The sequence below is a fragment of the Amycolatopsis sp. N2S4-7 genome, from assembly GCF_058119595.1.
Genome location: NZ_CP172299.1, coordinates 633,223 through 657,264 on the forward strand (window position 1 = coordinate 633,223; position 24,042 = coordinate 657,264).

Sequence of the window (24,042 nt, forward strand, 5' to 3'; positions counted from 1 at the left end):
TACCCGCCAGCCCGGACTGTTAGCGCTAACACGACCTCGGCACTGATCCATCCCGGTGTTGCATCTTGACCGCTTCTGTGGAGTTGGCAAAGGATCGTGTTCGGTTCTGGTTCAGTGCTGCTCCAGCCGTTCCCGGAGGTCCCCGCATGCGCTCCGCCCGCCGTGCTTTTCCCCGGACGTTCTTCGCGGCCCTGCTCGCCGCGCTCCTCGCCCTCGCCGGGGTGGCCGTTCCGCACGCCACGGCGGCGCCCGCGGCGAAGCCCGCGCACACCGTGACCTACGACGGCTACTCGTTCCTCGTCGACGGGAACCGGACCTACCTGTGGTCGGGGGAGTTCCACTCCTACCGGCTGCCGAGCCCGGACCTGTGGCTCGACATCTTCCAGAAGATGAAGGCCGCCGGGTTCAACTCGACCTCCCTGTACTTCGACTGGGGCTACCACTCGCCGCGGGAGGGGGTCTACGACTTCACCGGCATCCGGGACCTCGACCGGCTCCTCGACCTGGCGCAGCAGGCCGGCCTCTACGTCATCGCGCGGCCCGGGCCGTACATCAACGCCGAGGTCGACGGCGGCGGCTTCCCGACCTGGCTGTCCACCACCCCGGGCCACACCCGCAGCGCCGATCCGGTCTACCTGAAGTACTCCGACGAGTGGCAGACGCAGATCGACCGGATCATCGCGCGCCACCAGCTGACGAACGGCACCGGCAGCGTGCTCGCCTACCAGGTCGAGAACGAGTACTACAACGGCAACGCCGACGGCCGCGCGTACATGAAGCACCTCGAGGACAAGGCCCGCGCCGACGGCATCACGGTTCCCCTGGTGGGCAACAACAACGGCACCTTCAACGCCGGTGAGGCCGCGCTCGACGTCGACGCCGCCGACTCCTACCCGCAGGGCTTCGACTGCTCGAACCCCGCCAAGTGGAACGGCGTGCCGGACATCAGCTACGACCACGTCCCCGGCAAGCCGCTGATCACCGCCGAGTTCCAGGGCGGTGCCTTCGACCCCTGGGGCGGCCCGGGCTACGAGAAGTGCGCCCAGCTGATCAACGACCAGTTCGCGAACGTCTTCTACAAGCAGAACATCGCCGTCGGCGCGACCGGCCAGAGCTTCTACATGCTGCACGGCGGCACGTCCTGGGGCTGGAGCGCGATCCCGCAGAACTACACGTCCTACGACTACGGCGCAGCGATCACCGAGGCCCGCCAGTTCGACCCGAAGTACGCCGAAGACAAGCTGATCGGCTACTTCACCCAGTCCGTCGCCCCGCTGACCAAGACCGACGGGCTCGCGGGCGCGCCGCTGACCGACCCGGCCCTCACCGACACGGCCCGGATCAACCCCGACACCCGCACGCAGTTCCACACCCTGCGCCACAGCGATTCGACGTCCACCGCCACGAACACCACGACCCTCGCGCTCGACCTGGCCGCGCACGCCGGCTACACCTACGACGACCGCGCCGCCGAGGTCGGCTACACCGGCACCTGGAGCCACGTCGGGCCCGAGGTCAACTACACCGGCGGCGACTACCAGCACACCGAGTCGTTCTCGAACGTCGCCGGCGACAGCGTGAGCATTCCCTTCACCGGCACCGGGATCCGGTGGGTGACGTCGAAGGACCCGAGCCACGGCATCGCCGACGTCTACCTCGACGGGGCCGAAGTGGGCACCGTCGACCTCTACGCGGCGGGCAAGCAGAACCAGGTCACCGGCTACGAGGTGCGCGGCCTGCCCGCCGCGGCGCACACGCTGAAGATCGTCGTCACCGGGCAGAAGAACGCCAAGGCGACGGGGGCGTTCGCCGTCGTGGACGCGGTCGACCTGCTGTCCGGCAGCACCGACTACTACCCGGTCGTGCCGCAGCAGCCCGGCACCGGCGTCACGCTGACCGGCCGCCAGTCGAAGATCCTCGTCGCCGGGTACGACCTCGGGGCCACGCGGATGCAGTACTCGACGTCGGAAATCATGACGACCGCGGCCATCGGCGGCCGGGACGTCGCGGTCCTCTACGGCGACCGGGGCGGACCCGGCGAAACGGTGCTGCGGTTCGCGGGGCAGCCGTCCGTGCAGGTCCTCGACGGCGCCGCGACGAGCACGTGGGACGCCGCCCGCGGCGACCTGCGGCTGAACTACACCCACCAGGGCCTGGCCCGGGTCCTCGTCACCGCCCCGGGCGCGCGGCCGCTGCTCCTGCTGCTCGCGGACAAGGCGACGGCGGCGACGTTCTGGCGCCAGGACACCTCGGCGGGCCCGGTGCTCGTCCGCGGCACCCACCTGGTCCGGACCGCGGCCGACCGGTACGGCACCCTGGCCCTGACCGGCGACACCGGCACCGACGGGGCGTTCGAGGTGTTCGGCACCCGGAAGTCGGTGCTGTGGAACGGTTCTCCCGTGCCGGTGCAGCCGACGTCGAGCGGCAGCCTCACCGCCACCGCGCCGACCGCGAAAGCCGTCACGCTCCCGGCCCTGACCGGCTGGAAGCACCAGCAGGAATCCCCGGAGAGCCAACCCGCCTTCGACGACTCGGCGTGGCCGGTGGCCGACAAGGAGACCAGCAACAGCTCGACCGCGCTGGGCACGAAACCGGTGCTCTTCGCCGACGACTACGGCTTCCACACCGGCAACACCTGGTACCGCGGCCACTTCACCGGCGACGGGAAGCAGACCGGGATCACCCTGTCGAGCCAGAGCGGCGGCCCGGCGGGCGCGTTCTCGGCGTGGCTCAACGGCGTCTTCCTCGGCAGTTCGACCACCTCGCAGCACACGTTCCCGTTCCCCGCGGGCGCCCTGCGCCAAGGCGACAACGAGATCTCCGTGCTCACCGTGAACATGGGGCACGAGGAGGACTACAGTGCCGCGAACGGCAACAAGGCCGCCCGCGGGCTCACCGCAGCCCGGCTGACCGGGGCCCCGCTGACGTCGGTCACCTGGCGGCTGCAGGGCGTCCGGGGTGGCGAGACCGGGCTCGACCCGGTCCGCGGCCCGCTCAACACCGGCGGCCTGTACGGCGAGCGCGCGGGGTGGTCGCTGCCCGGGTTCCCGGACGGGGGCTGGACGCCGGCGTCGCTCCCGGCGAAGGACACCACCCCCGGTGTCTCGTGGTACCGGACGGCGGCGGACCTGGATCTGCCGCGCGGCCAGGACACCTCGCTCGGCCTGACGATCACCGACAACCCGGCGCGGCATTACCGCGCGCTGCTGTTCGTCAACGGCTGGCAGCTCGGCCAGTACGTCAACTACCTCGGCCCGCAGCACAGCTTCCCGATCCCGAACGGCGTCCTGAACCCGAACGGGCACAACACGATCGCGGTCGCGGTGTGGAACCTCGACGGCAGCACCGGCGGCCTCGGCAAGATCACCTGGACGAACTACGGCAGCTACCGGTCGCCGCTGACCGTCCGGCAGAACGCCTCGCCCGGGTACGACCCCGTGCGGTACGCGATGCCGCCGGCGCCGACCACCGCGGTGGCGCTGACCGCGCCGGACACCGCATCGGGCGGGCAGCGGTTCACCGCCTCGGCCACCGTGCGGGTCCCGGCGGGCGCGCCGCCCGCGTTCGACGTCAAGCCGGTGCTCACCGCGCCGGCCGGGTGGACGGTCGGCGCCGCGACGCCGCCTTCGGTCGCGCGGATCGACGGCGGCAGGTCCGCGACGTTCTCGTGGACCGTGACGCCACCCTCCACAGTGGACACGGCCGCGCTGAAGGTGGCGGTGGCGTACCGGCAGGCGGGCCGCGCGGGTTCGGCGACCGGGGAACGGATCGTCGGCGCGGTGCCGCCGGCGCCGCCCGCCGGCGAGGTCGCGGTGAGCTCCCTGCCGTTCCTGACCGCGACGAACGGCTGGGGCCCGGTCGAGCGCGACACGAGCAACGGCGAAGCGAGCGCGGGCGACGGCAAGCCGATGACCATCGGCGGGGTGGCGTACGCGAAGGGGCTCGGCGTCCACGCGGCGAGCGACGTCCAGCTCTACCTGGCCGGCGCCTGCACGCGGCTGACGGCTTCGGCCGGCGTCGACGGCGAGACGGGCACCGGCGGCAGCGTCGCCTTCGCCGTCTCGGTGGACGGCGCGACCCGGGTCACCACGCCGGTGGTCAAGGGCGGCCAGGCGGCGGTCTCGATCGACGTCGACGTCACCGGGGCCCAGGTGCTGGACCTGCTGGTCACCGACGGCGGGGACGGCAACGGGCAGGACCACGCGGACTGGGCGGTGCCGACCCTGACCTGCGTCACGCCGCCCGCCGGGTGAACTCCGGGACGGGCCGGACGAAGAACGCCGCCCGGACCTCCCGGCGTTCGCGCACCAGGTGGTACAGCGCGAGGGCGAAGACGACCGAGCCCACGACGTTCGCGGTGAAGTGCCACCAGACGCGGTAGGTGGTCAGCCCCGGGCCCGGGTCGACGAGGCCGAAGAACGTCGACAGCCCGATCGCCCGGGGCGCCCCGAAGCCCACCGACAGCGTCAGGACCAGGTGCTCGAGCCCGTGCAGGCCCTGCATCCAGACACCCGTTTTCGCCCAGCGCCGGGCGCGGGTGGCCCCGGCCCGGCGGGTGATCACCATGACCCCCGCCAGGCCCGCCAGGAAGAGGAAGTTGCCGGTGAGGTGCAGCAGCTCCATCCCGAACGTCGGCCGGTCCGGGAGCACCTGCTGCAGCCCGTTCGCCAGCGCCGTGCCCCAAGGCGTCATCCACGCCGGGGAGTTCGGGTGCCCGAGCCAGTAGCCCGCCTGCGCGACGTGCTCCTGGACGTGCCCGAGCTGCCCGAGCACGCCGAGGCCGATCACCACGGCCGAGCCGCGGTACACCCACGGCCGCACCGGCCCGCGGTTCGCGGACGCCAGCACCGCGACGGCGGCCCCCATGGCCAGCGCCCAGAGCACCAGCAGCACCGCGCCCGCGGTGTCCCACCCCGACATCGGCATCGCCATGGCCGCCTCCTGTGGTCGTCCCCTCGACGCTAGCCGGGAGCCGGGCCGGCGAACGTCTTCCGGCGTGCGGCCGGAATTCGGACAAACCGTTACACCGCAACGGTTTTCTGCTCAGGAGAGGACAAGCCGGACGGCCAGCGCGGTGATCACCGCGCTCGACACGAGCGCCGTCACCAGCCGGCCGCGCGGCCCGGTGAGGACCCGCCCGAGCAGGGCCCCGCCGCCGGCCAGGAGGGCTTGCCAGCTCGCCGAGGCGGCGAACGCGGCGAGCACGAACACGGCCTGGTCGAGCACCGACACGGCCGTGCCGGCGCGGTCGCCGACGACCAGGGCCGTGAAGTAGACGACCGTGGTCGGGTTCACCAGCGTGATGCCGAGCAGGCTGACGTAGGCGCGGCCGGGTGCGAGCGGCGTCACCGGCCGCGCGGTGGCCTCGCGGTGCGAGCGCAGCGCCAGCACGGCGCCGCGGACCGCCAGCACGACCAGGATGCCCGCCGAGACCAGCCGCAACGGCCCGGCGACCGGGGCGATGACGCCCGCGATCGCCGCGCCGCCGAGCACGGCCACCAGCGCGTACACACCGTCGGCGGTCGCGACGCCGAGGGCGGCGGCGAGGCCGGTCCGGAGCGAGGTCCGGGCGGTGAGCGCGACCAGGTACGTCGCCACGGCACCGACCGGGATCGCGATGCCGTAACCGGCCAGCAGGCCGGCGAGCAGCGCGCCGGTCACGGCGCCGGGGTGATCGACCTCCGCGGACGGCACGGCTGCTGCTGGACCGGCGCGGTGGTGGTCGCGGCGACGGTCGGCAGGAGCGGGGTGCGGTGCGTGGTCATGCGCAGATGGTGCCGCCGGCGGGCGGGGGCGGCAACCGGATTTCCAGCCGGTGCGCGTTCGCCACCTGTGCTTGAATCGGCCGGAGGGACACGCGACGCGAGAGAGGGCTTTCACGATGCGGGTCGACCTGAGCGGGAAGACGGCACTGGTCACCGGGTCCACCCAGGGCATCGGCTCGGCGATCGCGGCGGGGCTCGCGGCCGCGGGCGCGCGGGTCGCGGTCAACGGCCGCGGCGAAACCGGCGTGCACAAGGCCATCGCGAGGCTGCGGGAAGCCCTGCCGGACGCGGATTTCATGCCGGCCCCGGGCGACGTCTCGGAGGAGGCCGGCGCCGCGCAGGTGGTCGAAGAGGTGCCGGACGCCGACATCCTGGTCAACAACCTCGGCATCTTCGGCGCCCAGGAGCCCCTGGAGATCACCGACGCCGACTGGCGGCGCTACTTCGAGGTCAACGTCCTGGCCGCGGTCCGGCTCACCCGCGCCTACCTGCCGGGCATGATCGAGCGCGGCTGGGGCCGGATCCAGTACATCGCCAGCGATTCCGCGATCGTCATCCCGGCCGAGATGATCCACTATGGAGTGTCGAAGACGGCGTTGCTCGGCGTGTCCCGCGGGTTCGCCAAGCACGCGGCCGGCACGGGGGTCACCGTCAACGCCGTCATCGCCGGGCCGACGCACACCGGCGGGGTCGAGGACTTCGTCTACGAGCTCGTCGGCAAGGACCTGCCCTGGGACGAGGCGCAGCGGGAGTTCATGAAGAAGCACCGCCCGCAGTCGTTGCTGCAGCGGCTGATCGAGCCCGAGGAGATCGCGAACCTGGTGGTGTACCTGAGTTCCCCGTTCGCCTCGGCGACCACCGGTGCGGCGGTCCGGGTCGACGGCGGGTACGTCGACGCGATCGTGCCGTGAAGTCCCGCCCCCGCCCGGAAGCACGGGGGAGCCTCGGGTGGGAGCGGGAGTTTGCGCGCCGGCACCCGGTACAACGGACACGGACCCCCGGTGTTCCCGCGGACGGGGGTGACGTGCGTCGCCCCCGTCCGTGGAACTTTCAGGGCGTCACCGGGATGTTCGTCAGCCCCGACCGGGCGTTCGTGACCGTGTTCGACGCGTGGACCACGTTCGGGCGGGCCGCGCACTTCGACACGGAACTGATCTTGATCGCGTAGGCGCCGACGCCGCCGAGGTCGGACCGGTTGTCCCGCCACACGTTGCCGCAGCCGTTGGGGAACGACGGGGTCGTGCCCGGGTTGTGGTTCTCGTAGCCGTTGGCGAACGTGCCGGGCGGGGCGAACGTGCCCGTGTTGCCTTCGATCGTGTAGCCGATGCCCTTGACGTCGATCCAGGAGTCCGCCGAGTTCTGGCCGGTGATCCCGCGGCCGTCGAAGGTGTTGCCGCGGATGACGCCGTCGAAGGTGCCTTCCTTGACGTCGATCGGCTCGGCCGCGACGAACGGGCCGATGTGGTTGTCCAGCACCTGGATCCGGTCGCCGCGGTCGACACCGCCGGAGTTGCCGTGGCAGCCCCAGTTCGAGCCGGCCGAGCCGAGGTAGACGCCTTCGCCGTAGCCGGGCTGCACCAAGCCGGTGTAGGTGATCGTCGAGTTCTTCAGCACGCTGTCGGCCGACGAGCGGCGGAAGTGCACCGCCTCCTCGTCGATGTGGTGGACCGTGACGCCGTCGATCGTGGTGTGCGGGGAGCCGTCGGCGACGATGCCCTTCTTGGACTCCTGGACGGTGAACCCGCTCAGCGTCCAGTACGGCGCGCCGGACAGCCACAGGCCGTACCCGGGGTCCCAGCCCGCGGTCGGCGCCGGGCAGCCGGGGGCCTCGCCCGACGGCCCGTCGTTGATCAGCACGGCGTCCGCCGGGCCGGACAGCGTGATCGGCTGCGCCGCGGTGCCGGCCTTCGTCGTGACGAACGAGCCGCGGTAGGTGCCGGCCGCGAGCCGGATCACCTGTCCCGGTGCGGCGTTCGCCAGCGCGGCCCGCAGCTGGGCAGCGGTCGAGACGTCGACCGCGGTCAGGTTCGCCGCGGTGGCCGGCGCGAGGGCGACGGCGGCGGCGGAAAGGGTGGCGCAGCCGAGGAAAACGGCGCGGCGAAGCGGGATTCTGGGGGACACCGAAAGCCTCCGGACACGGGACAGCGGAGGTGTTGCGGCGGACACCCGGACGTTTCCTTTATAGGTCACCGGCGGGAGGGGCGTCAACAGGCCGAACGGTGATCACGTACGTGAACGCGGCCAGGGCCACCTCGTGATCACCGCGAAGCGGGAGAACAGCGGCCACAGCTGCTGGTACGGCACCTGCGAATACACCTCCGCGCGGCTCGACACCTCCGGCAGGTTCTCCACGAGGTCCGGGCACGTCGAGGCCCGCCCGGCCGGGCCTGGGCGGGAAGTCGTGGGCGTTCGACCACCCGTTCTTCGTCATCCCCAACCTCGCGGTCGGGAGCGACCCCGACGGCAGCACCGGGTTCCCGCAACAGCTCGTGGTCGACCACGTCCACGTGAGCCGAGCCGCCCCGTCTGCTGGTACAGAACCGGGACACTTCTGGTTCAGACCTGTCGAACAACCCCGACGGACCGGCGATCTTCTCCGGACACAGTGACGGTGTGCGCTGCGAAAGCGCACCCGGCACCCGGAGGAGAGATGGCCCGTACCCGAATCCCGCCCGTCGTCGGGGGGCTCGCCGCCGCGGTGGCCGTGGCGGTCGCCGCGGCCTGCTGGGTCGTCTTCCCGCCCGAGATCGCCGGCCGGGCGAGCGCCGCCCGGCCCGACGTCGACCTGCCGCTGCCGTGGCCCGCCGAAGGCCAGGCGAGCGCCGAGGTCCAGGGCCTCGGCTCGCTCGGCAGCCGCGGTGAGCAGACGCCGGTGCCGATCGCCAGCGTCACCAAGGTGATGACCGCGTACGTGGTGCTGAAGGACCATCCGCTCGGTGCGGGCGAAGCCGGCCCGGACGTCACCGTCGACGACCAGGCCGAGACCGAGGCGGCGGCGGCCGGCGAGTCGACCGCGCCGGTCCGCGCCGGCAGCCGGATCAGCGAGCGGGACCTGCTGGCCCTGATGCTCGTCCCGTCCGGCAACAACGTCGCCCGCCTGCTCGCCCGCTGGGACGCCGGGAGCCAGGAAGCGTTCGTCGCGAAGATGAACCGCGAAGCCGCGGCACTCGGCATGACCAGCACCACCTACACCGGCGCCAGCGGCGTCGAGGACTCCACCACGAGCACCGCCACCGACCAGCTGCGGCTGGCCCGCGAGGTGATGAAGAACGACGTCGTCCGCGAGATCGTCGCCACGACCCGGCTCAAGGTCGACGGGGTGCCCGGCGCGGTCGTCAACACGAACACGCTGCTCGGCCGCGACGGCGTGATCGGGCTCAAGACCGGCTCGTCGACCGCCGCCGGCGGCGCCCTGATGTGGGCGGCGAAGGCCCGCAGCGGCGCGCTGATCCTCGGCGTGGTGCTGCACCAGAACCCGGGCGGCAGCCCGTCGGCCGGCCTGCGGGCCGCGCTGGAGACCAGCGAGAAGCTCATCGCCGGGATCCAGCGGGAACTGCCGGCGGCCACCCGGTGACCGCGACCCTCGAGCGGGAGACGCCCCCGCACGTCCGGGCCGGGATCTGGCGCCGCGGCCGCGTCACGGCCGCCTTCGCCGTGCTGGTGGCGTTGGTGATGCTCGCCCACCCGCTGGTGCCCAACGGCGTGGGCAACGCCGGCAGCCTGCTGGAGACGTTCCTGCCCTGGACCGGCCTGCTCGTGCTGCCGCTGCTCGTCGCGGCGCTCGTCCGGCGCTCGGCGCTCGCGCTCGTGGCCCTCCTGCTGCCGGCCCTGGTCTGGGGCGGGTCCTTCGGCGGCAGGTTCTTCGACAGGACGGAAGCCGGCGGCGACCTCACCGTCGTTTCGCACAACGTGAACGACGAAAACCCCGACCCGGCGGGCACCGCGCGCGCACTGGCCGCCTCGGGCGCGCAGGTGATCGCGTTGGAAGAGCTGAAGAAGCCCGAAATCCCGAAGTACGAAGACGCGCTCGCCGCCGGTTACCCGCACCACTCGGTCCAGGGGACGGTCGGCGTCTGGAGCACGTTCCCGCTGCGCGACACGCGCCCGCTGGCGATCATGCCGTGGACCCGCGCGCTCCGGACCACAGTGGACACTCCGAAGGGACCGGTGGCGCTCTTCGTGGCCCACCTGCCGTCGGTGCGGGTGCGGCTCGACGCGGGGTTCACGGCGAACGGCCGCGACGCCGCGATCGGGCTCCTCGCCGACGCACTGGCCGCGGAATCCGCGTCGCGCGCGGTGCTGGTCGGCGACTTCAACGGCACCGCCGACGACCGCGCGCTCGCGCCGATCACCGGCCGGTTGCGCGCCGCGCAGGACGAGGCCGGCGACGGCTTCGGCTTCAGCTGGCCCGCGGCGCTGCCACTGGCCCGGATCGACCAGATCTTCGTCTCCGGGGTGCGGCCGGTGGCGTCCTGGACGTTGCCGGCGACCGGCAGCGACCACCTGCCCGTCGCGGCCACGCTGGCGCTTTGACGTCCCCGCCGGGGGCGAACATGCGACCTGAACACCGCGGCGGCCGGGCTTCCGGTGATTTACCCACGACGGTCCCCGCAGGTCGGGCCGTCGAATTCGTCGGCGAGGGGGTCGCCGGGTCACGTGACTAGACCGTTACGCGACCCGGGGTTGACCCCGCGGGTGTTATCGCTAACACTACTCCTCGCCGTCACCGGAACAGGTGACGCGGACCACGTCACGGTCGACGAAAGGGGACACCGGTGGCCGAACGACCCCGCTCCGGCGGACCCGTGAAGACGACCGCGGCCGGAACGCGGCAGCCGAGCCTGACCGACGTCGCGGGGGTGGCCGGGGTGTCCCACATGACCGTCTCCCGCGTGATCAACGGGACCGGCCCGGTGCGCCCCGAGACCCGGGCCCGGGTGCTCGCCGCGATCGAAGAACTGGGCTACCGCCCCAACTCGGCGGCCCGGGCGCTGGTCACCGGGCGGACCGGCACGCTCGGCGTCGTCGCGCTCGAGTCCAACCTGTACGGTCCGGCCAGCACGCTGTACGGCATCGAGAACGCGGCCCGCGAAGCCGGGTACGCGATCACGATCTCCAGCGTCAGCCGTCCGGGCCGGTCCTCGATCGCCGACGCGGTGGAGAACCTCCGCCGCCAGGCCGTCGAGGGCATCATCGTCATCGCCCCGCACGTCACCGCGGGCCGGGCCCTGGAAGCCGCGCCCGCGGACTTCCCGGTGGTCGCGGTCGGTGGCGGCGAAACCGCGCCGGTGCCGGTGATCTCCGTCGACCAGCGCGACGGTGCCCGCCGCGCCACCGAACACCTGCTGGCCCTGGGTCACCGGACCGTCTGGCACATCGCCGGACCGGAAGACTGGCTCGAGGCCCGCGACCGCGAACTCGGCTGGCGGGAGACGCTGGAACGCCACGGCGTGGCGGTGCCGCGGGTCATCCGCGGCGATTGGAGTTCGCGCTCCGGCTACGAGGCGGGGCGATCCCTCGCCAAGGAACGCGACCTGGACGCCGTCTTCGCCGGCAACGACCAGATGGCGCTCGGCCTGCTCCGCGCGTTCGCCGAAGCGGGCATTTCGGTGCCCCGCGACGTGCGCGTCGCGGGTTTCGACGACGTACCCGAGGCGGCGTACTTCACGCCGCCGCTGACCACGGTGCGCCAGGACTTCATCGAAGTCGGCCGGCGCACGTTCGGCCTGCTGGCCGGGCGGATGGACGGGGGCGACCGGCACGCGCGCGCCCTGGTCGTCCCCGAGTTGATCGTGCGCGAAAGCACCGGGCCGAGGTAGCGCCCCGGCCCGGGTGGACCTCGTGGTCCACCTGGGAGTGTTAACGCTAACAACTGTTTTGCGATTTTCCCTTTTTGAAAATGTCACAGATCCACAGATCACCGTCGATCGAGGAGTGAACGTGCTGAAGAAGCGATGGGCCGCCGCGGCGGCCGCGGCGGCCGGACTCGTGCTGCTCACCGCCTGCGGGAATGGCGGTTCGTCCGGTAGCTCGGGCGGGGCCATCACGCTCGGGTTCGCCCAGGTGGGCGCCGAGAGCGGCTGGCGGACGGCGAACACCAAGTCGATCCAGGAGTCGGCGAAGACCGCCGGTATCGAGCTGAAGTTCTCCGACGCCCAGCAGAAGCAGGAGAACCAGATCTCCGCGATCCGGTCCTACATCCAGCAGAAGGTCAAGGTCATCGCGTTCTCGCCGGTGGTCGAGTCCGGCTGGGACACCGTGCTCAAGGAGGCCAAGACGGCCAACATCCCGGTCATCCTCACCGACCGGGCGATCGACTCGCCGGACAAGTCGCTCTACAAGACCTTCCTCGGTTCGGACTTCGTCGCCGAGGGCAAGAAGGCGGGGGAGTGGCTGACCAAGGAGTTCGGCAGCGCCACCGGCCAGGTCAACATCGTCGAGCTGCAGGGCACCACGGGTTCGGCGCCGGCGAACGACCGCAAGAAGGGCTTCGCGGACGTCATCGCGGCGGACCCGAAGTACAAGATCGTGGCTTCGCAGACCGGTGAGTTCACCCGCGCCAAGGGCAAGGAGGTCATGGAGGCCTTCCTGAAGTCCCAGCCCAAGATCGACGTCCTCTACGCGCACAACGACGACATGGCGCTCGGCGCCATCGAGGCGATCGAGGCCGCGGGCAAGGTCCCGGGCAAGGACATCAAGATCGTCTCGGTGGACGCCGTGAAGGACGGCATGCAGGCGCTGGCCGACGGCAAGATCAACCACATCGTCGAGTGCAACCCGCTGCTCGGCCCGCAGCTGATGGACCTGGTGAAGAAGGTCGCCGCCGGCGAGCAGGTGCCCGCCCGCATCGAGACCAAGGAAACCGAGTTCGACCAGGCGGCGGCCAAGACCGCGCTGCCGCAGCGCCAGTACTGATCCCGACCCGCGTCCACCCCGGAGCACACCAAATGCCTGAACCGCAACCCATGGTGCGGATGAGCGGTATCCGCAAGGAGTTCCCCGGCGTTCTCGCCCTCGACGGGGTCGGCTTCCGGATGTACCCCGGCGAAGTCCACGCCCTGATGGGCGAGAACGGCGCCGGCAAGTCCACCCTCATCAAGGTGCTGACGGGGGTGTACGGGGTGGACGCGGGCACGATCGAGCTGGGCGGCGACCAGGTCGCCTTCAACGGGCCCGGCGAGGCCCAGCAGGCCGGCATCAGCACGGTCTACCAGGAAGTCAACCTCTGCCCGAACCTGTCCGTGGCGGAGAACGTCTGCCTCGGCCGGGAACCCCGCCGCTTCGGCCGCATCCAGTGGGGCCCGATGCGGCGGCGGGCCGAGGAACTCCTGGCCCGGCTGGACGTCCACGTGGACGTCTCGGCCGAGCTGTCCACCTGCTCCATCGCGGTGCAGCAGCTGGTCGCGATCGCCCGTGCGCTCGACGTCGACGCGCGGGTGCTCGTCCTCGACGAACCGACGTCCAGTTTGGACACCGGCGAGGTCGAGCAGCTGCTGAAGGTCGTGCGGTCCCTGCGCGAAAGCGGCATGGCGATCCTGTTCGTGTCCCACTTCATCGACCAGGTCTTCGCCATCGCCGACCGGATGACCGTGCTGCGCAACGGAAAACTGATCGGCGAGTACCGCACCGCGGACATCACGCCGGTCGAGCTGGTCACCAAGATGATCGGCAAGGAACTCCAGGTCCTCGAGGACCTGGAGGACTCCGGCCCCAGCCGGGCCGAGGTCGCCGGCGCGCCGGTGCTGCTGGCCGCCGAAGGCCTCGGCCGCAAGGGCGGGGTCGCCCCCTTCGACCTCGCCATCCACGCCGGCGAGGTCGTCGGGCTGGCCGGCCTCCTCGGCTCCGGCCGCACCGAACTCGCCCGGCTGCTCTTCGGCGCCGACCACGCCGACAGCGGCTCGGTGAAGGTCGACGGCGAGCCGGCCTCACTGCGGACCCCGCGCGCCGGGCTCGACCACAAGATCGCCTTCCTCTCGGAGAACCGCAAGGCCGAAGGCCTGGTTGAGGAACTGACCGTCCGCGAGAACATCGTGCTGGCGCTCCAGGCCTCCCGCGGCTGGGCGCGGCCGCTGTCCCGCCGTCGCCAGGACGAAATCGCCGAGAAGTACATCAAGGCGCTCGACATCCGGCCCGCCAACCCCGAAGCGCTGGTGGGCAACCTCTCCGGCGGCAACCAGCAGAAGGTGCTGCTGGCCCGCTGGCTCATCACCGAACCGCGGCTGCTGATCCTCGACGAGCCCACGCGCGGCATCGACATCGGCGCCAAGACGGAGATCCAGCGGCTGGTCACCCAGCTCTCGGGCGACGGGATGGCCGTCGTGTTCATCTCCGCCGAACTCGAAGAGGTCCTGCGGCTCAGCCACCGGGTGGTGGTGCTGCGGGACCGCAAGGTCGTGGCGGAGCGGGAAAACCAGTCGCTCACCGCGGACGACATCATGGCCACCATGGCCGAGGGGGTGCAGGCGTGAAAGCCTTGACCAAACAGCGGCTCTTCTGGCCCGTGATGGCTCTGCTGGTGCTGCTGCTGGGCGACCTGATCGCGAGCCCGTCGTTCTTCAAGATCGAGCTGCGCGAGGGGCACCTCTACGGGAACCTCGTCGACATCCTCAAGAACGGCGCCCCGCTGATCCTCATCGCGATCGGCATGACGCTGGTGATCGCCACCCGCGGCATCGACCTGTCGGTCGGCGCGGTCGTGGCGATCAGCGGCGCGCTCGCCTGCCTGTGGATCAGCGACAACCCGGACGGCGTCGGCACCACGCTGATCGCGTTCGGCCTGGCGCTGGGCCTCTCGCTGCTGCTCGGGGTGTGGAACGGCTGGCTCGTCGCGGCACTGGGCATCCAGCCGATCATCGCCACCCTGATCCTCATGGTCGCCGGCCGGGGCATCGCGCAGCTGATCAGCGGCGGGCAGATCATCACCGTCAACTCCCACTCGTTCGAGTGGATCGGCAGCGGGTACCTGTTCACCCTGCCCGGCGCCATCCTCATCGCGCTGGCGGTGTTCGTGCTCGCGTCGGTGCTCGTCCGCCGCTCCGCGCTCGGCATGCTCGTCGAGGCCGTCGGCGGCAACCCCGAGGCCAGCCGCCTGGCCGGGCTCCGCTCGGCGCGGCTGACCTGGCTCGTCTACGTCTTCGGCGCGCTGTGCGCGGGCATCGCCGGGCTGATGATCAGCGCGAACGTGCACAGCGCCGACGCCAACCACGCCGGCCTGTTCATCGAACTCGACGCGATCCTCGCGGTCGTCGTCGGCGGCACCCAGCTGACCGGCGGCCGGTTCTCCCTCGGCGGCTCGGTGATCGGCGCGCTGCTCATCCAGACGCTCACCACCACCGTCAACGCCCTCGGCATCCCACCGGAGTCGATCATGCTCTTCAAGGCCATCGTCGTGCTGGTGGTGTGCCTGCTCCTGTCGCCCGCGTTCCGCCGCAAGTTCCGGCGGCGACACGCCCAACCGGTCACCCCGGCGCCGTCGCCGGAGAAGGTCGAGGTCGGGGTATGACCACGCTCACCCGTGTGAAGGGCTACCGGCCGCAGCAGCGGCACGTGCCGATCCTCGCGACGCTGGCGCTGCTGATCGCCGCGTATGTGTTCGGTGCGGTCCAGTACGAGGCCTTCGGGTCCGGACAGGTCGTCCTCGACCTGTTCATCAACAACGCCTTCCTGCTCGTGGTCGCCGTCGGCATGACGTTCGTGATCCTCACCGGCGGCATCGACCTGTCCGTCGGGTCGGTGGTCGCTCTGTCCACGGTGATCTCCGGCGACCTGATGCAGAAGCACGGCTGGCCGGCGTACGCGGCGATCGCCGTGGTCCTGGTGGTCGGCGCGCTGCTGGGCGCCGGGATGGGCGCGCTGATCCACTTCTTCGAGATCCAGCCGTTCATCGCGACGCTGATCGGGATGTTCTTCGCCCGCGGGCTCTGCTACACGATCACCACGGAGGCCTACTCGATCGACAACGCGACGATCGCCACCCTGGCCCAGACGCAGATCCCGCTCGGCGGCGAGCTGCACATCTCGATCAGCGTGGTGGTCTCCCTGCTCGTCGTGGCCGCCGCGGCCTACGTCCTGGCCTTCACCCGGTTCGGGCGCACGGTGTACTCGATCGGCGGCAACGCGCAGTCCGCGATGCTGATGGGGCTCAAGACCGGCCGCACCAAGATCGCCGTGTACACGATCAGCGGCGTCTGCTCGGCGCTCGGCGGGCTGCTGCTGGTGCTCTACAAGTCCTCGGGCGACCCGCTCAACGGCGTCGGCCTGGAGCTGACCGCGATCGCCGCGGTCGTCATCGGCGGCACCATCCTCACCGGCGGCTCCGGCTACGTGCTGGGCACCGTCCTCGGGATCATGGTGCTGGGCATCATCCAGACGCTGATCACCTTCGACGGCACCCTCAACTCCTGGTGGACCTCGATCATCACCGGCGCCCTCCTGTTCGTCTTCATCGTCCTGCAACGCCTCGTCACCCGGCGAACCCGCTAACCCCGTGCACCCCGGTCCGGCCTCCCGCGCGGAGGCACCTGTGAGCGCTCACACTCAAGGGAGAGTCATGCTCCGCAGATTCCGGCGGCCCCTGGCCGTCCTGGCGGCCCTGGCCCTGTGCTCCGGCATCCCGATCGCCGCCGCGCCGGCCGCGTCGGCCGACCCCGACCCGGCGCTCGCCGGGCACTGGGCGTTCGACGAGGGCGGCGGGACGACGGCCGCCGACAGCGCGGGCAGCCACCCCGCGACGCTCACCGGCGGCGCGGGCTGGGGCCCGGGCCTGCGCGGCGGAGCGCTGACCACCGACGGGGTGAACGGCTTCGCCGACGCCGGCGCGCCCGTGCTGGACACCACCAAGAGCTTCTCCGTCAGCAGCTGGGTCAAGCTCGACAGGACGTCGGGCTACCAGACGTTCGTCAGCGTCGACGGCACCCAGGTCAGCAACTTCTTCCTCCAGTTCCGCGACGACTCGCGCCGGTTCGCCTTCACCCGCCTGGCCGGGGACGCCCCGACCGACGGCGTCGTCGCGTCGGCGAACTTCGACCCCGCCATCGGCCAGTGGTACCAGCTGACCGGCGTGTTCGACGCCGCCGCGTCGACCCTCTCCCTCTACGTCGACGGCACCCGCCAGGCCACCGTCGCCGCCCCCGCGGGCTGGGCCGGCACCGGGGACCTGGTGATCGGCCGCGGCAAGTACGGCGGCAACCCGGTGGACTTCGTCGACGGCGCGATCGACGACGTCCGCGCCTACACCGGCGCGCTGACCCCCGCCGACGCCGCCCGCCTGGCCATCGCCGGGCACTGGGGCCTGGACGAGGGCAGCGGCACCACCGCGGCCGACGACTCCCTCGACGCCCGCACCGCCACCCTGACCGGCGGCGCGACCTGGGGCGACGGCGTCGTCGGCCCGCACGGCGTCGCCTTGAACGGCACCGACGCCGCGGTCGACGTCCCGGCCCCGGTCGTCGACACCGCGCAGAGCTTCTCGGTGTCCGCGTGGGTCAAGCCGGCCGCGGCCACCGGGTTCCGGACCGCGGTGAGCGTCGACGGCTCGGCGATCAGCGGCTTCTACCTCCAGCGCGGCGCCGACGGCCGGTTCGCCTTCACGCGCCGGGCGTCCGACGGCGACTCGGCGTCGTCGTCGGCCGTGTCGACGCTGCCCGCGCAGGCCGACCAGTGGCAGCACCTCGCCGGCGTCTACAACCGCGCGGCCGGCACGCTTTCCCTGTACGTCAACGGAACCCTCCAGCAGAGCGTCCCGTTCACGACGCCGTGGACCGCGGCCGGGCACCTGGTCGTCGGGCGCGGCAAGTGGGCCGGGAACCCGGCCGACTGGTTCGCCGGAGGCGTCGACGACGTCCGCGCGTACCCGACGCCGCTGACCGCGTCCGCCGTCGCCGCGCTGGCCGCGAGCGGGTCGTGGCACTTCGACGAGGGCACCGGCACGGTCGCGCACGACTCCTCGGCGAACGCGGCCGACGGCACCCTGCGCGGAGCGACCTGGACCGCCGGGGCGGCGGGCAAGGCCGTGCAGCTCGACGGCAAGTCCACTGTGGACATGGGTACCTCGCCCGCGTTCGACACCGGCACCGGCTCCCTTTCGCTGGCCACGTGGTTCCGCACGACCTCGGGCGGCACGCTCGTGGACCACGGCGACGGCTACGCCCTCGGCGTGACCGGCGGCAAGCTCACTGCGCGCGTCGGCACGATCCAGGTGACCACGAGCGGCGGCGGGCTCGCCGACGGCGGCTGGCACCACGCCGCCGTCGTCCTGGACCGCGCGTCGCAGCGGCTCACCGTCTACGCCGACGGCGACGCGGCCGCGGTCACCAGCACCTGCGGCACCCCCACCGGCACGACCCTCGACGTCTCCGCCTGCCCGGCCTCGGGTACCGCGGCGGCGCCGTTCACCGTCGGGTCCGGCTTCACCGGCGCCATCGACGAGGTCGAGCTGCGCCGCTTCCCGCTGACCGCCGCGCAGATCGGCACCCTCGCCGGGGCCAACCAGCTCGCCGTCGACGCCAACGTGGTCCGCGCCAACACCCGGCCGACGACCTACGGCTCGATCCTCGAGGACATCAGCCACTCGGTCGAGGGCGGGCTGTACGCCGAGCTCGTCCGCAACCGCACGTTCAAGGAGGGCTACCAGCCCGGCAGCGGCGCGGGCAACACGCCGGTGCCGTACTGGTCGCTGCTCACCTCGGCGGGCGCGACCGGTGCCTACTCGGTCGACACCGCCAACCCGCTGAACACCGCGCTCGACCGTTCCCTGAAGCTGCACGCCGACGCGGTGCCGGCCGCCGGGCGCGTGGCCGCCGCCAACGTCGGCTTCTACGGCGTCGCCGCGAAGCCGTCCACCAAGTACACCGGCAGCTTCTTCGCCAAGGGCAGCTGGACCGGCGGTGTCCGGGTCAGCCTGGAGAAGCCGGACGGCACGGTGCTGGCGAGCAAGGACGTCCAACCCGTCGGCGCCGCGTGGGCGCAGCAGACGTTCAGCTTCACCACGCCGTCGACGATCACCGCGTCCACCGACAACCGGATCGTCGTGTCGCTGGTGAACAAGGGCAAGACGGCGCTGACCGGCGACGCCTGGTTCCAGCAGGTGTCGCTGTTCCCGCCGACCTTCAAGAACCGGCCCAACGGCGTCCGCGCCGACCTCGGGCAGAAGCTCGCGGCGATGAAGCTCGGTCTGTTCCGCGTCCCCGGTGGCAACTACCTCGAGGGCAACACCCTCGACACGCGGTTCGCCTGGAAGAACACCATCGGCCCGCTCGAACAGCGGCCCGGCCACCAGAACACCGCGTGGGGCTACTGGTCCACCGACGGCTTCGGCATCCTCGACTACCTGAAGCTGGCCGAGGACATCGGCGCCCAGCCGCTCCTGGCCCTGTTCGCCGGCTACACCCTCAACGGCCGGCACGTCGACCAGGCCGACTACCCGCAGTACGTCCAGGAGGCGCTCGACGAGATCGAGTACGCCATCGGCGACAGCTCGACGCCCTGGGGCGCCAAGCGGGTCGCCGACGGGCACCCGGCGCCGTTCGACCTGCACTACGTCGAGGTCGGCAACGAGGACTGGTTCGACGGCTCGGGCAGCTACGCCTGGCGGTTCACCGACATGTACAACGCCATCAAGGCGAAGTACCCGCAGCTGACCGTCATCGCCACCACCGGCGGCCTGCAGGGCGGGGCCGCGTCGAGCACGTCGACCGGGGTGCGCCCGGACGCCGCGGACGACCACTACTACCAGTCGCCGCAGTGGTTCACCGACAACTCGACCCGCTACGACACCGCGGACCGGTCCGGCCCGGACATCCTCGTCGGCGAGTACGGCGCCCAGGACGGCCGGCCCACCGGCACCCTGGCCGCCGCCATCGGCGAGGCCGCGTTCCTCACCGGGCTCGAACGCAACAGCGACGTCGTCATCGGCTCGATGTACGCGCCGGTGCTGGTGCACGAGAACCAGTCCAACTGGCCGGTCAACCTGATCGGCCTCGACGCCGGGAGCAGCTACGGCTCGCCGTCGTACTGGGTGCAGCAGATGTTCTCCAGCACCCTCGGCAAGCAGATCGTGACCAGCCGCCTCAACCAGGGCAGCCCCCTGCGGCAGGTGGTCAACGTGACCACGAAGAGCGGAAGGAAGACCTTCACGGTCAAGCTCGTCAACCCGACCGCGCAGGTGCAGACCACCCGGCTGGCGCTCACCGGCGTCACCGCCGTGGACGGCACCGGCACGCTCACCACGCTCACCGGCGACCCGGCGGGGCGCAACAGCCTCGCCGCGCCGACCGCCATCGTGCCGCAGACCAGGGAGATCACCGGCCTGGCCGCGACGTCGAAGCTGACGTTGCCGGCCAACTCGGTGACGACGCTGGTCCTCACCGGCCGCTAAGACCCCGGGGCGCGGCGCGTCCACCGCCGCCCGCGCCGCGTCCCGGTCACCAACCAGGAGGGAGGACACCGTGTCAGAACCACTCACCGTCGGCGTCGACTTCGGCACGCTCTCGGGCCGCGCGGTGATCGTGCGCGTCCGGGACGGAGCGGAACTCGGCAGCGCCGTCTTCGAGTACCCGCACGGGGTGCTCGACGAGACGCTGCCCGCGACCGGCCGCGCGCTGCCGCCGGACTGGGCGCTGCAGGTGCCCGCGGACTACGTCGGAGTGCTCCGCAACGCCGTACCGGCGGCGCTGCGGGACGCCGGCGTCGACCCGGCCGACGTCGTCGGCATCGCCACCGACTTCACCGCGTGCACCATGGTGCCGACAACCGCGGACGGCACGCCGCTGTGCGAGCTGCCCGAGTTCGAAGGCAACCCGCACGCGTACGTCAAGCTGTGGAAGCACCACTCGGCCCAGCCGCAGGCGGTCCGGATCAACGAGCTGGCCCGCACCCGCGGCGAGAAGTGGCTGCCGCGCTACGGCGGGCTCATCTCGTCGGAGTGGGAGTTCGCCAAGGCGCTCCAGGTGCTCGAAGAGGCTCCGGACGTCTACGCCGCGATGCGGCACTGGGTCGAGGCGGCCGACTGGATCGTCTGGCAGCTGACCGGGACGTACGTCCGCAACGCCTGCACGGCCGGCTACAAGGGGATCCTGCAGGACGGCCAGTACCCGAGCCGCGACTTCCTCCGCGAACTGGCGCCCGGCTTCGAGACCTTCGTCGCCGACAAGCTCGAACACCCGCTGGGCCAGCTGGGCTCGCGCGCCGGGTCGCTGTCGGCCGAGGCCGCCGCCTGGACCGGGCTGCCCGAAGGCATCGCGGTCGCCGTCGGCAACGTCGACGCGCACGTCACCGCGCCCGCCGCCCAGGCCGTCGAGCCCGGGCAGATGGTGGCGATCATGGGCACCTCGACGTGCCACGTGATGAACGGCGCCGAACTGCGCGAGGTCCCCGGCATGTGCGGGGTGGTCGAAGGCGGGATCGTGCCCGGGCTGTGGGGGTACGAAGCCGGCCAGAGCGGTGTCGGCGACATCTTCGGCTGGTTCACCGAGCACTTCGCCCGCGACGGGCACGACCAGCTCACCCGGCTGGCGGCCCAGCAGGAGATCGGCGAACACGGCCTGGTCGCGCTGGACTGGCACAGCGGCAACCGGTCGGTGCTCGTCGACCACGAGCTGTCCGGCGTGATCGTCGGGCAGACCCTGGCGACCCGCGCCGAGGACGTCTACCGCGCGCTGCTGGAGGCCACGGCGTTCGGCACGCGCAAGATCATCGAGACGTTCAACGAGGCCGGCGTCCCGGTCACCGAGCTGATCATCGCGGGCGGCCTGGTGAAGAACGCGCTGCTCATGCAGATCTACGCCGACGTCACCAACCTCCCGCTGTCGGTCATCGGCTCCGGGCAGGGGCCCGCGCTCGGCTCGGCCATCCACGCGGCCGTCGCCGCCGGGGCCCACGCGGACATCCGGGTGGCCGCCGCCGCGATGGGCTCGGTCCAGCGCGCGGTGTACCGGCCGGTGCCCGCGCACGTCACCGCCTACGACGAGCTGTACGCCGAGTACACGGCGTTGCACGACTACTTCGGCCGCGGCGGCAACGATGTCATGCACCGCCTCGCGGCCCGCCGCCGCGAAGTCGCGAAAGGACGGTCCTGATGTCGCTGACCGACGAAGTCCTCGACACCGTCGCCGAACTGCGGGAGACGGTGGCGAACCTGCACGGTGAGCTGACCCGCAACGCGCTGGTCATCTGGACCGCGGGGAACGTCTCGGCGCGCGTGCCCGGCCGGGACCTGATGGTCATCAAGCCGTCGGGGGTGTCCTACGACGACCTGTCCGCCGACTCGATGGTGGTCACCGACCTGCACGGCGAGCTCGTGCACGGCGAGCTCGCGCCGTCGTCCGACACCGCCGCGCACGCCTACGTCTACCGGCACATGCCGGAGATCGGCGGGGTCGTGCACACGCACTCGACCTACGCCACGGCGTGGGCGGCCCGCGGCGAGGCGATCCCGTGCGTGCTCACGATGATCGCCGACGAGTTCGGCGGGGAGATCCCGGTCGGGCCGTTCGCCCTGATCGGCGACGACTCGATCGGCCGCGGCATCGTCGAAACGCTTCGGGCGAGCCGGTCGCCCGCGGTGCTGATGCGCAACCACGGCCCGTTCACCGTCGGCCGCACCGCCCGCGACGCGGTGAAGGCCGCGGTGATGGTCGAAGACGTGGCCCGCACCGTGCACAAGGCCTTCGAGCTCGGTACGCCCGAACCCCTGCCGCCCGAGGACGTCGACCGGCTCTACGCCCGGTACCAGAACGTCTACGGCCAGCACTGATTTTCCAAGGAGAACGATGACCCGCGCGTCGAAACCCCAGCTCTGGTTCCTCACCGGGAGCCAGGCCCTCTACGGCGAGGAGACCCTCGAGCAGGTCGCCGGCCAGTCCCTGCGGATCCAGCAGCTCCTGGCCGCCTCCGGCGGCCTCCCGGCCGAGATCGTCGGCAAGCCCGTGCTGACCGAGGCCTCGGCGATCCGCCGGGTGCTGCAGGAGGCCAACGCGGACGCCGCGTGCGTCGGCGTGATCGCGTGGATGCACACCTTCTCGCCCGCGAAGATGTGGATCACCGGGCTGGACGCGCTGCGCAAGCCGCTGCTGCACCTGCACACCCAGCTCAACGAGGCACTCCCGTGGTCCACCATCGACATGGACTTCATGAACCTCAACCAGGCCGCGCACGGCGACCGGGAGTTCGGGTTCATCCAGACCCGGCTCGGCGTGCCGCGCAAGACCGTCGCCGGGCACGTCTCCGACCCGGCCGTCGTCGCGCGGATCGACGCGTGGGCGCGGGCCGCGATCGGCGCCGACCACCTGCGGAACCTGCGCCTGGCCCGGTTCGGCGACAACATGCGCGACGTCGCGGTCACCGAAGGCGACAAGGTCGAGGCCGAGCTGCGGTTCGGCGTCTCGGTCAACACCTACGGCGTCAACGACCTCGTCGAACTGGTCGATCAGGTTTCCGAAAAAGACACGGTGGACTCGCTCGTAGCCCAGTACGCCGAGGATTACAACGTTGTCGCGGAGCTGGCCGCCGGGGGAGCGCGGCACGAGTCGCTGCGCTACGCGGCGAAGATCGAGGCCGGGCTGCGGAAGTTCCTCACCGACGGCGGGTTCGGCGCGTTCACCACGAACTTCGAGGACCTCGGCGGCCTGCGCCAGCTGCCCGGCCTGGCCGTGCAGCGGCTGATGGCCGACGGCTACGGCTTCGGCGGCGAAGGCGACTGGAAGACCTCGGCGCTGCTGGCCGCGGTCAAGGCCATGGGCGTGGGCAAGGACGCCGGCACGTCGTTCATGGAGGACTACACCTACCACTTCGGGCCGGGCACGCCGAAGATCCTCGGCGCGCACATGCTGGAGGTCTGCCCCAGCCTCGCCGCGGCGAAGCCGTCGTGCGAGATCCACGCGCTCGGCATCGGCGGCCGCGAAGACCCGGTCCGCCTGGTCTTCGACGCGGCACCGGGCCCCGGCGTCACCCTCGGCCTGGTCGACCTCGGCGACCGGTTCCGCCTGGTGGCCAACGAGATCGAGGTCGTCGAGCCGGACGAGCCGCTGCCGAACCTGCCGGTGGCCCGCGCGGTGTGGGAGCCGGCGCCGTCGCTGTCGACGTCGGCCGAATCGTGGATCACCGCGGGCGGCCCGCACCACACCGTGCTCACCCAGGCCGTGAGCACCGAAACCCTTCGCGACTTCGCGAACCTGCTCGGCGTCGAGCTGCTGGTGATCGACAAGGACACCACGCCGCACGGCTTCGCCGACCGCATCCGCTGGAACCAGGCGTACCACCGCCTCGCCCAGGGCTTCTGAGA

The 24,042-nt window shown here is 71.7% G+C and carries 17 protein-coding genes; 13 read left to right on the forward strand and 4 right to left on the reverse strand.

Features of this window, described 5'->3' with window-relative positions:
* The first annotated feature begins 146 nt into the window (after positions 1-146).
* Positions 147-4,253 (forward strand): beta-galactosidase, encoded by a 4,107-nt coding sequence (locus ACH54P_RS03030; protein ID WP_489910775.1) that lies wholly within the window; start codon positions 147-149, stop codon positions 4,251-4,253.
* Here the strand turns inward: ACH54P_RS03030 and ACH54P_RS03035 are convergent.
* Both ACH54P_RS03035 and ACH54P_RS03040 read right to left on the reverse strand, forming a co-directional pair.
* Positions 4,234-4,932 (reverse strand): DUF6008 family protein, encoded by a 699-nt coding sequence (locus ACH54P_RS03035; RefSeq protein ID WP_489910776.1) that lies wholly within the window; start codon positions 4,930-4,932, stop codon positions 4,234-4,236. The genes ACH54P_RS03030 and ACH54P_RS03035 overlap by 20 nt on opposite strands.
* Before the next feature lie 111 nt (positions 4,933-5,043).
* A complete protein-coding gene (locus ACH54P_RS03040; RefSeq protein ID WP_489910777.1) occupies positions 5,044-5,694 on the reverse strand; it encodes a LysE family transporter in 651 nt (216 codons plus the stop codon).
* Between the two features lie 187 nt (positions 5,695-5,881).
* Between ACH54P_RS03040 and ACH54P_RS03045 the strand changes: the two genes are divergently transcribed.
* Complete coding sequence (locus tag ACH54P_RS03045) at positions 5,882-6,676, forward strand: SDR family NAD(P)-dependent oxidoreductase (RefSeq protein WP_489910778.1); 795 nt, start codon at positions 5,882-5,884, stop codon at positions 6,674-6,676.
* Positions 6,677-6,815: 139 nt separating this feature from the next.
* Here the strand turns inward: ACH54P_RS03045 and ACH54P_RS03050 are convergent, their stop codons facing one another.
* Together ACH54P_RS03050 and ACH54P_RS03055 are read right to left on the reverse strand one after the other, a co-directional pair.
* Positions 6,816-7,886 (reverse strand): right-handed parallel beta-helix repeat-containing protein, encoded by a 1,071-nt coding sequence (locus tag ACH54P_RS03050; RefSeq protein WP_489910779.1) that lies wholly within the window; start codon positions 7,884-7,886, stop codon positions 6,816-6,818.
* 102 nt (positions 7,887-7,988) lie between these two features.
* Positions 7,989-8,117: a hypothetical protein gene (locus tag ACH54P_RS03055; protein ID WP_489910780.1), complete on the reverse strand. Its 129-nt coding sequence runs from the start codon at positions 8,115-8,117 to the stop codon at positions 7,989-7,991.
* Positions 8,118-8,415: 298 nt separating this feature from the next.
* Here ACH54P_RS03055 and ACH54P_RS03060 point away from each other — a divergent pair, with 298 nt between their 5' ends.
* The 11 genes from ACH54P_RS03060 to araA all read left to right on the forward strand — a co-directional run bounded on the left by ACH54P_RS03060 (position 8,416) and on the right by araA (position 24,040).
* Positions 8,416-9,339, forward strand: a complete 924-nt coding sequence (locus ACH54P_RS03060) for a D-alanyl-D-alanine carboxypeptidase family protein (RefSeq protein WP_489910781.1) — start codon at positions 8,416-8,418, stop codon at positions 9,337-9,339.
* Positions 9,336-10,298: an endonuclease/exonuclease/phosphatase family protein gene (locus ACH54P_RS03065; protein WP_489910782.1), complete on the forward strand. Its 963-nt coding sequence runs from the start codon at positions 9,336-9,338 to the stop codon at positions 10,296-10,298. The genes ACH54P_RS03060 and ACH54P_RS03065 overlap by 4 nt, the downstream gene beginning before the upstream one ends.
* 242 nt (positions 10,299-10,540) lie before the next feature.
* Positions 10,541-11,584, forward strand: a complete 1,044-nt coding sequence (locus tag ACH54P_RS03070; RefSeq protein WP_489910783.1) for a LacI family DNA-binding transcriptional regulator — start codon at positions 10,541-10,543, stop codon at positions 11,582-11,584.
* A gap of 115 nt (positions 11,585-11,699) precedes the next feature.
* A complete protein-coding gene (locus tag ACH54P_RS03075) occupies positions 11,700-12,680 on the forward strand; it encodes an ABC transporter substrate-binding protein (RefSeq protein WP_489910784.1) in 981 nt (326 codons plus the stop codon).
* Between the two features lie 50 nt (positions 12,681-12,730).
* Positions 12,731-14,233 (forward strand): sugar ABC transporter ATP-binding protein, encoded by a 1,503-nt coding sequence (locus ACH54P_RS03080; protein WP_489917093.1) that lies wholly within the window; start codon positions 12,731-12,733, stop codon positions 14,231-14,233.
* Positions 14,234-14,268: 35 nt separating this feature from the next.
* Positions 14,269-15,267: an ABC transporter permease gene (locus ACH54P_RS03085; RefSeq protein WP_489917095.1), complete on the forward strand. Its 999-nt coding sequence runs from the start codon at positions 14,269-14,271 to the stop codon at positions 15,265-15,267.
* Positions 15,264-16,247, forward strand: a complete 984-nt coding sequence (gene yjfF / locus ACH54P_RS03090) for a galactofuranose ABC transporter, permease protein YjfF (protein ID WP_489910785.1) — start codon at positions 15,264-15,266, stop codon at positions 16,245-16,247. The genes ACH54P_RS03085 and yjfF overlap by 4 nt, the downstream gene beginning before the upstream one ends.
* 67 nt (positions 16,248-16,314) lie before the next feature.
* On the forward strand, positions 16,315-20,139 hold the full coding sequence (locus tag ACH54P_RS03095; protein ID WP_489910786.1) for a LamG-like jellyroll fold domain-containing protein: 3,825 nt from the start codon (positions 16,315-16,317) through the stop codon (positions 20,137-20,139).
* A gap of 70 nt (positions 20,140-20,209) precedes the next feature.
* Positions 20,210-21,838 (forward strand): ribulokinase, encoded by a 1,629-nt coding sequence (araB, locus tag ACH54P_RS03100; RefSeq protein WP_489910787.1) that lies wholly within the window; start codon positions 20,210-20,212, stop codon positions 21,836-21,838.
* Positions 21,838-22,515, forward strand: a complete 678-nt coding sequence (locus ACH54P_RS03105; RefSeq protein WP_489910788.1) for an L-ribulose-5-phosphate 4-epimerase — start codon at positions 21,838-21,840, stop codon at positions 22,513-22,515. The genes araB and ACH54P_RS03105 overlap by 1 nt, the downstream gene beginning before the upstream one ends.
* A gap of 16 nt (positions 22,516-22,531) precedes the next feature.
* Positions 22,532-24,040, forward strand: coding sequence for an L-arabinose isomerase (araA, locus tag ACH54P_RS03110; RefSeq protein ID WP_489910789.1), 1,509 nt, complete (start codon positions 22,532-22,534; stop codon positions 24,038-24,040).
* Positions 24,041-24,042 lie beyond the last annotated feature (2 nt).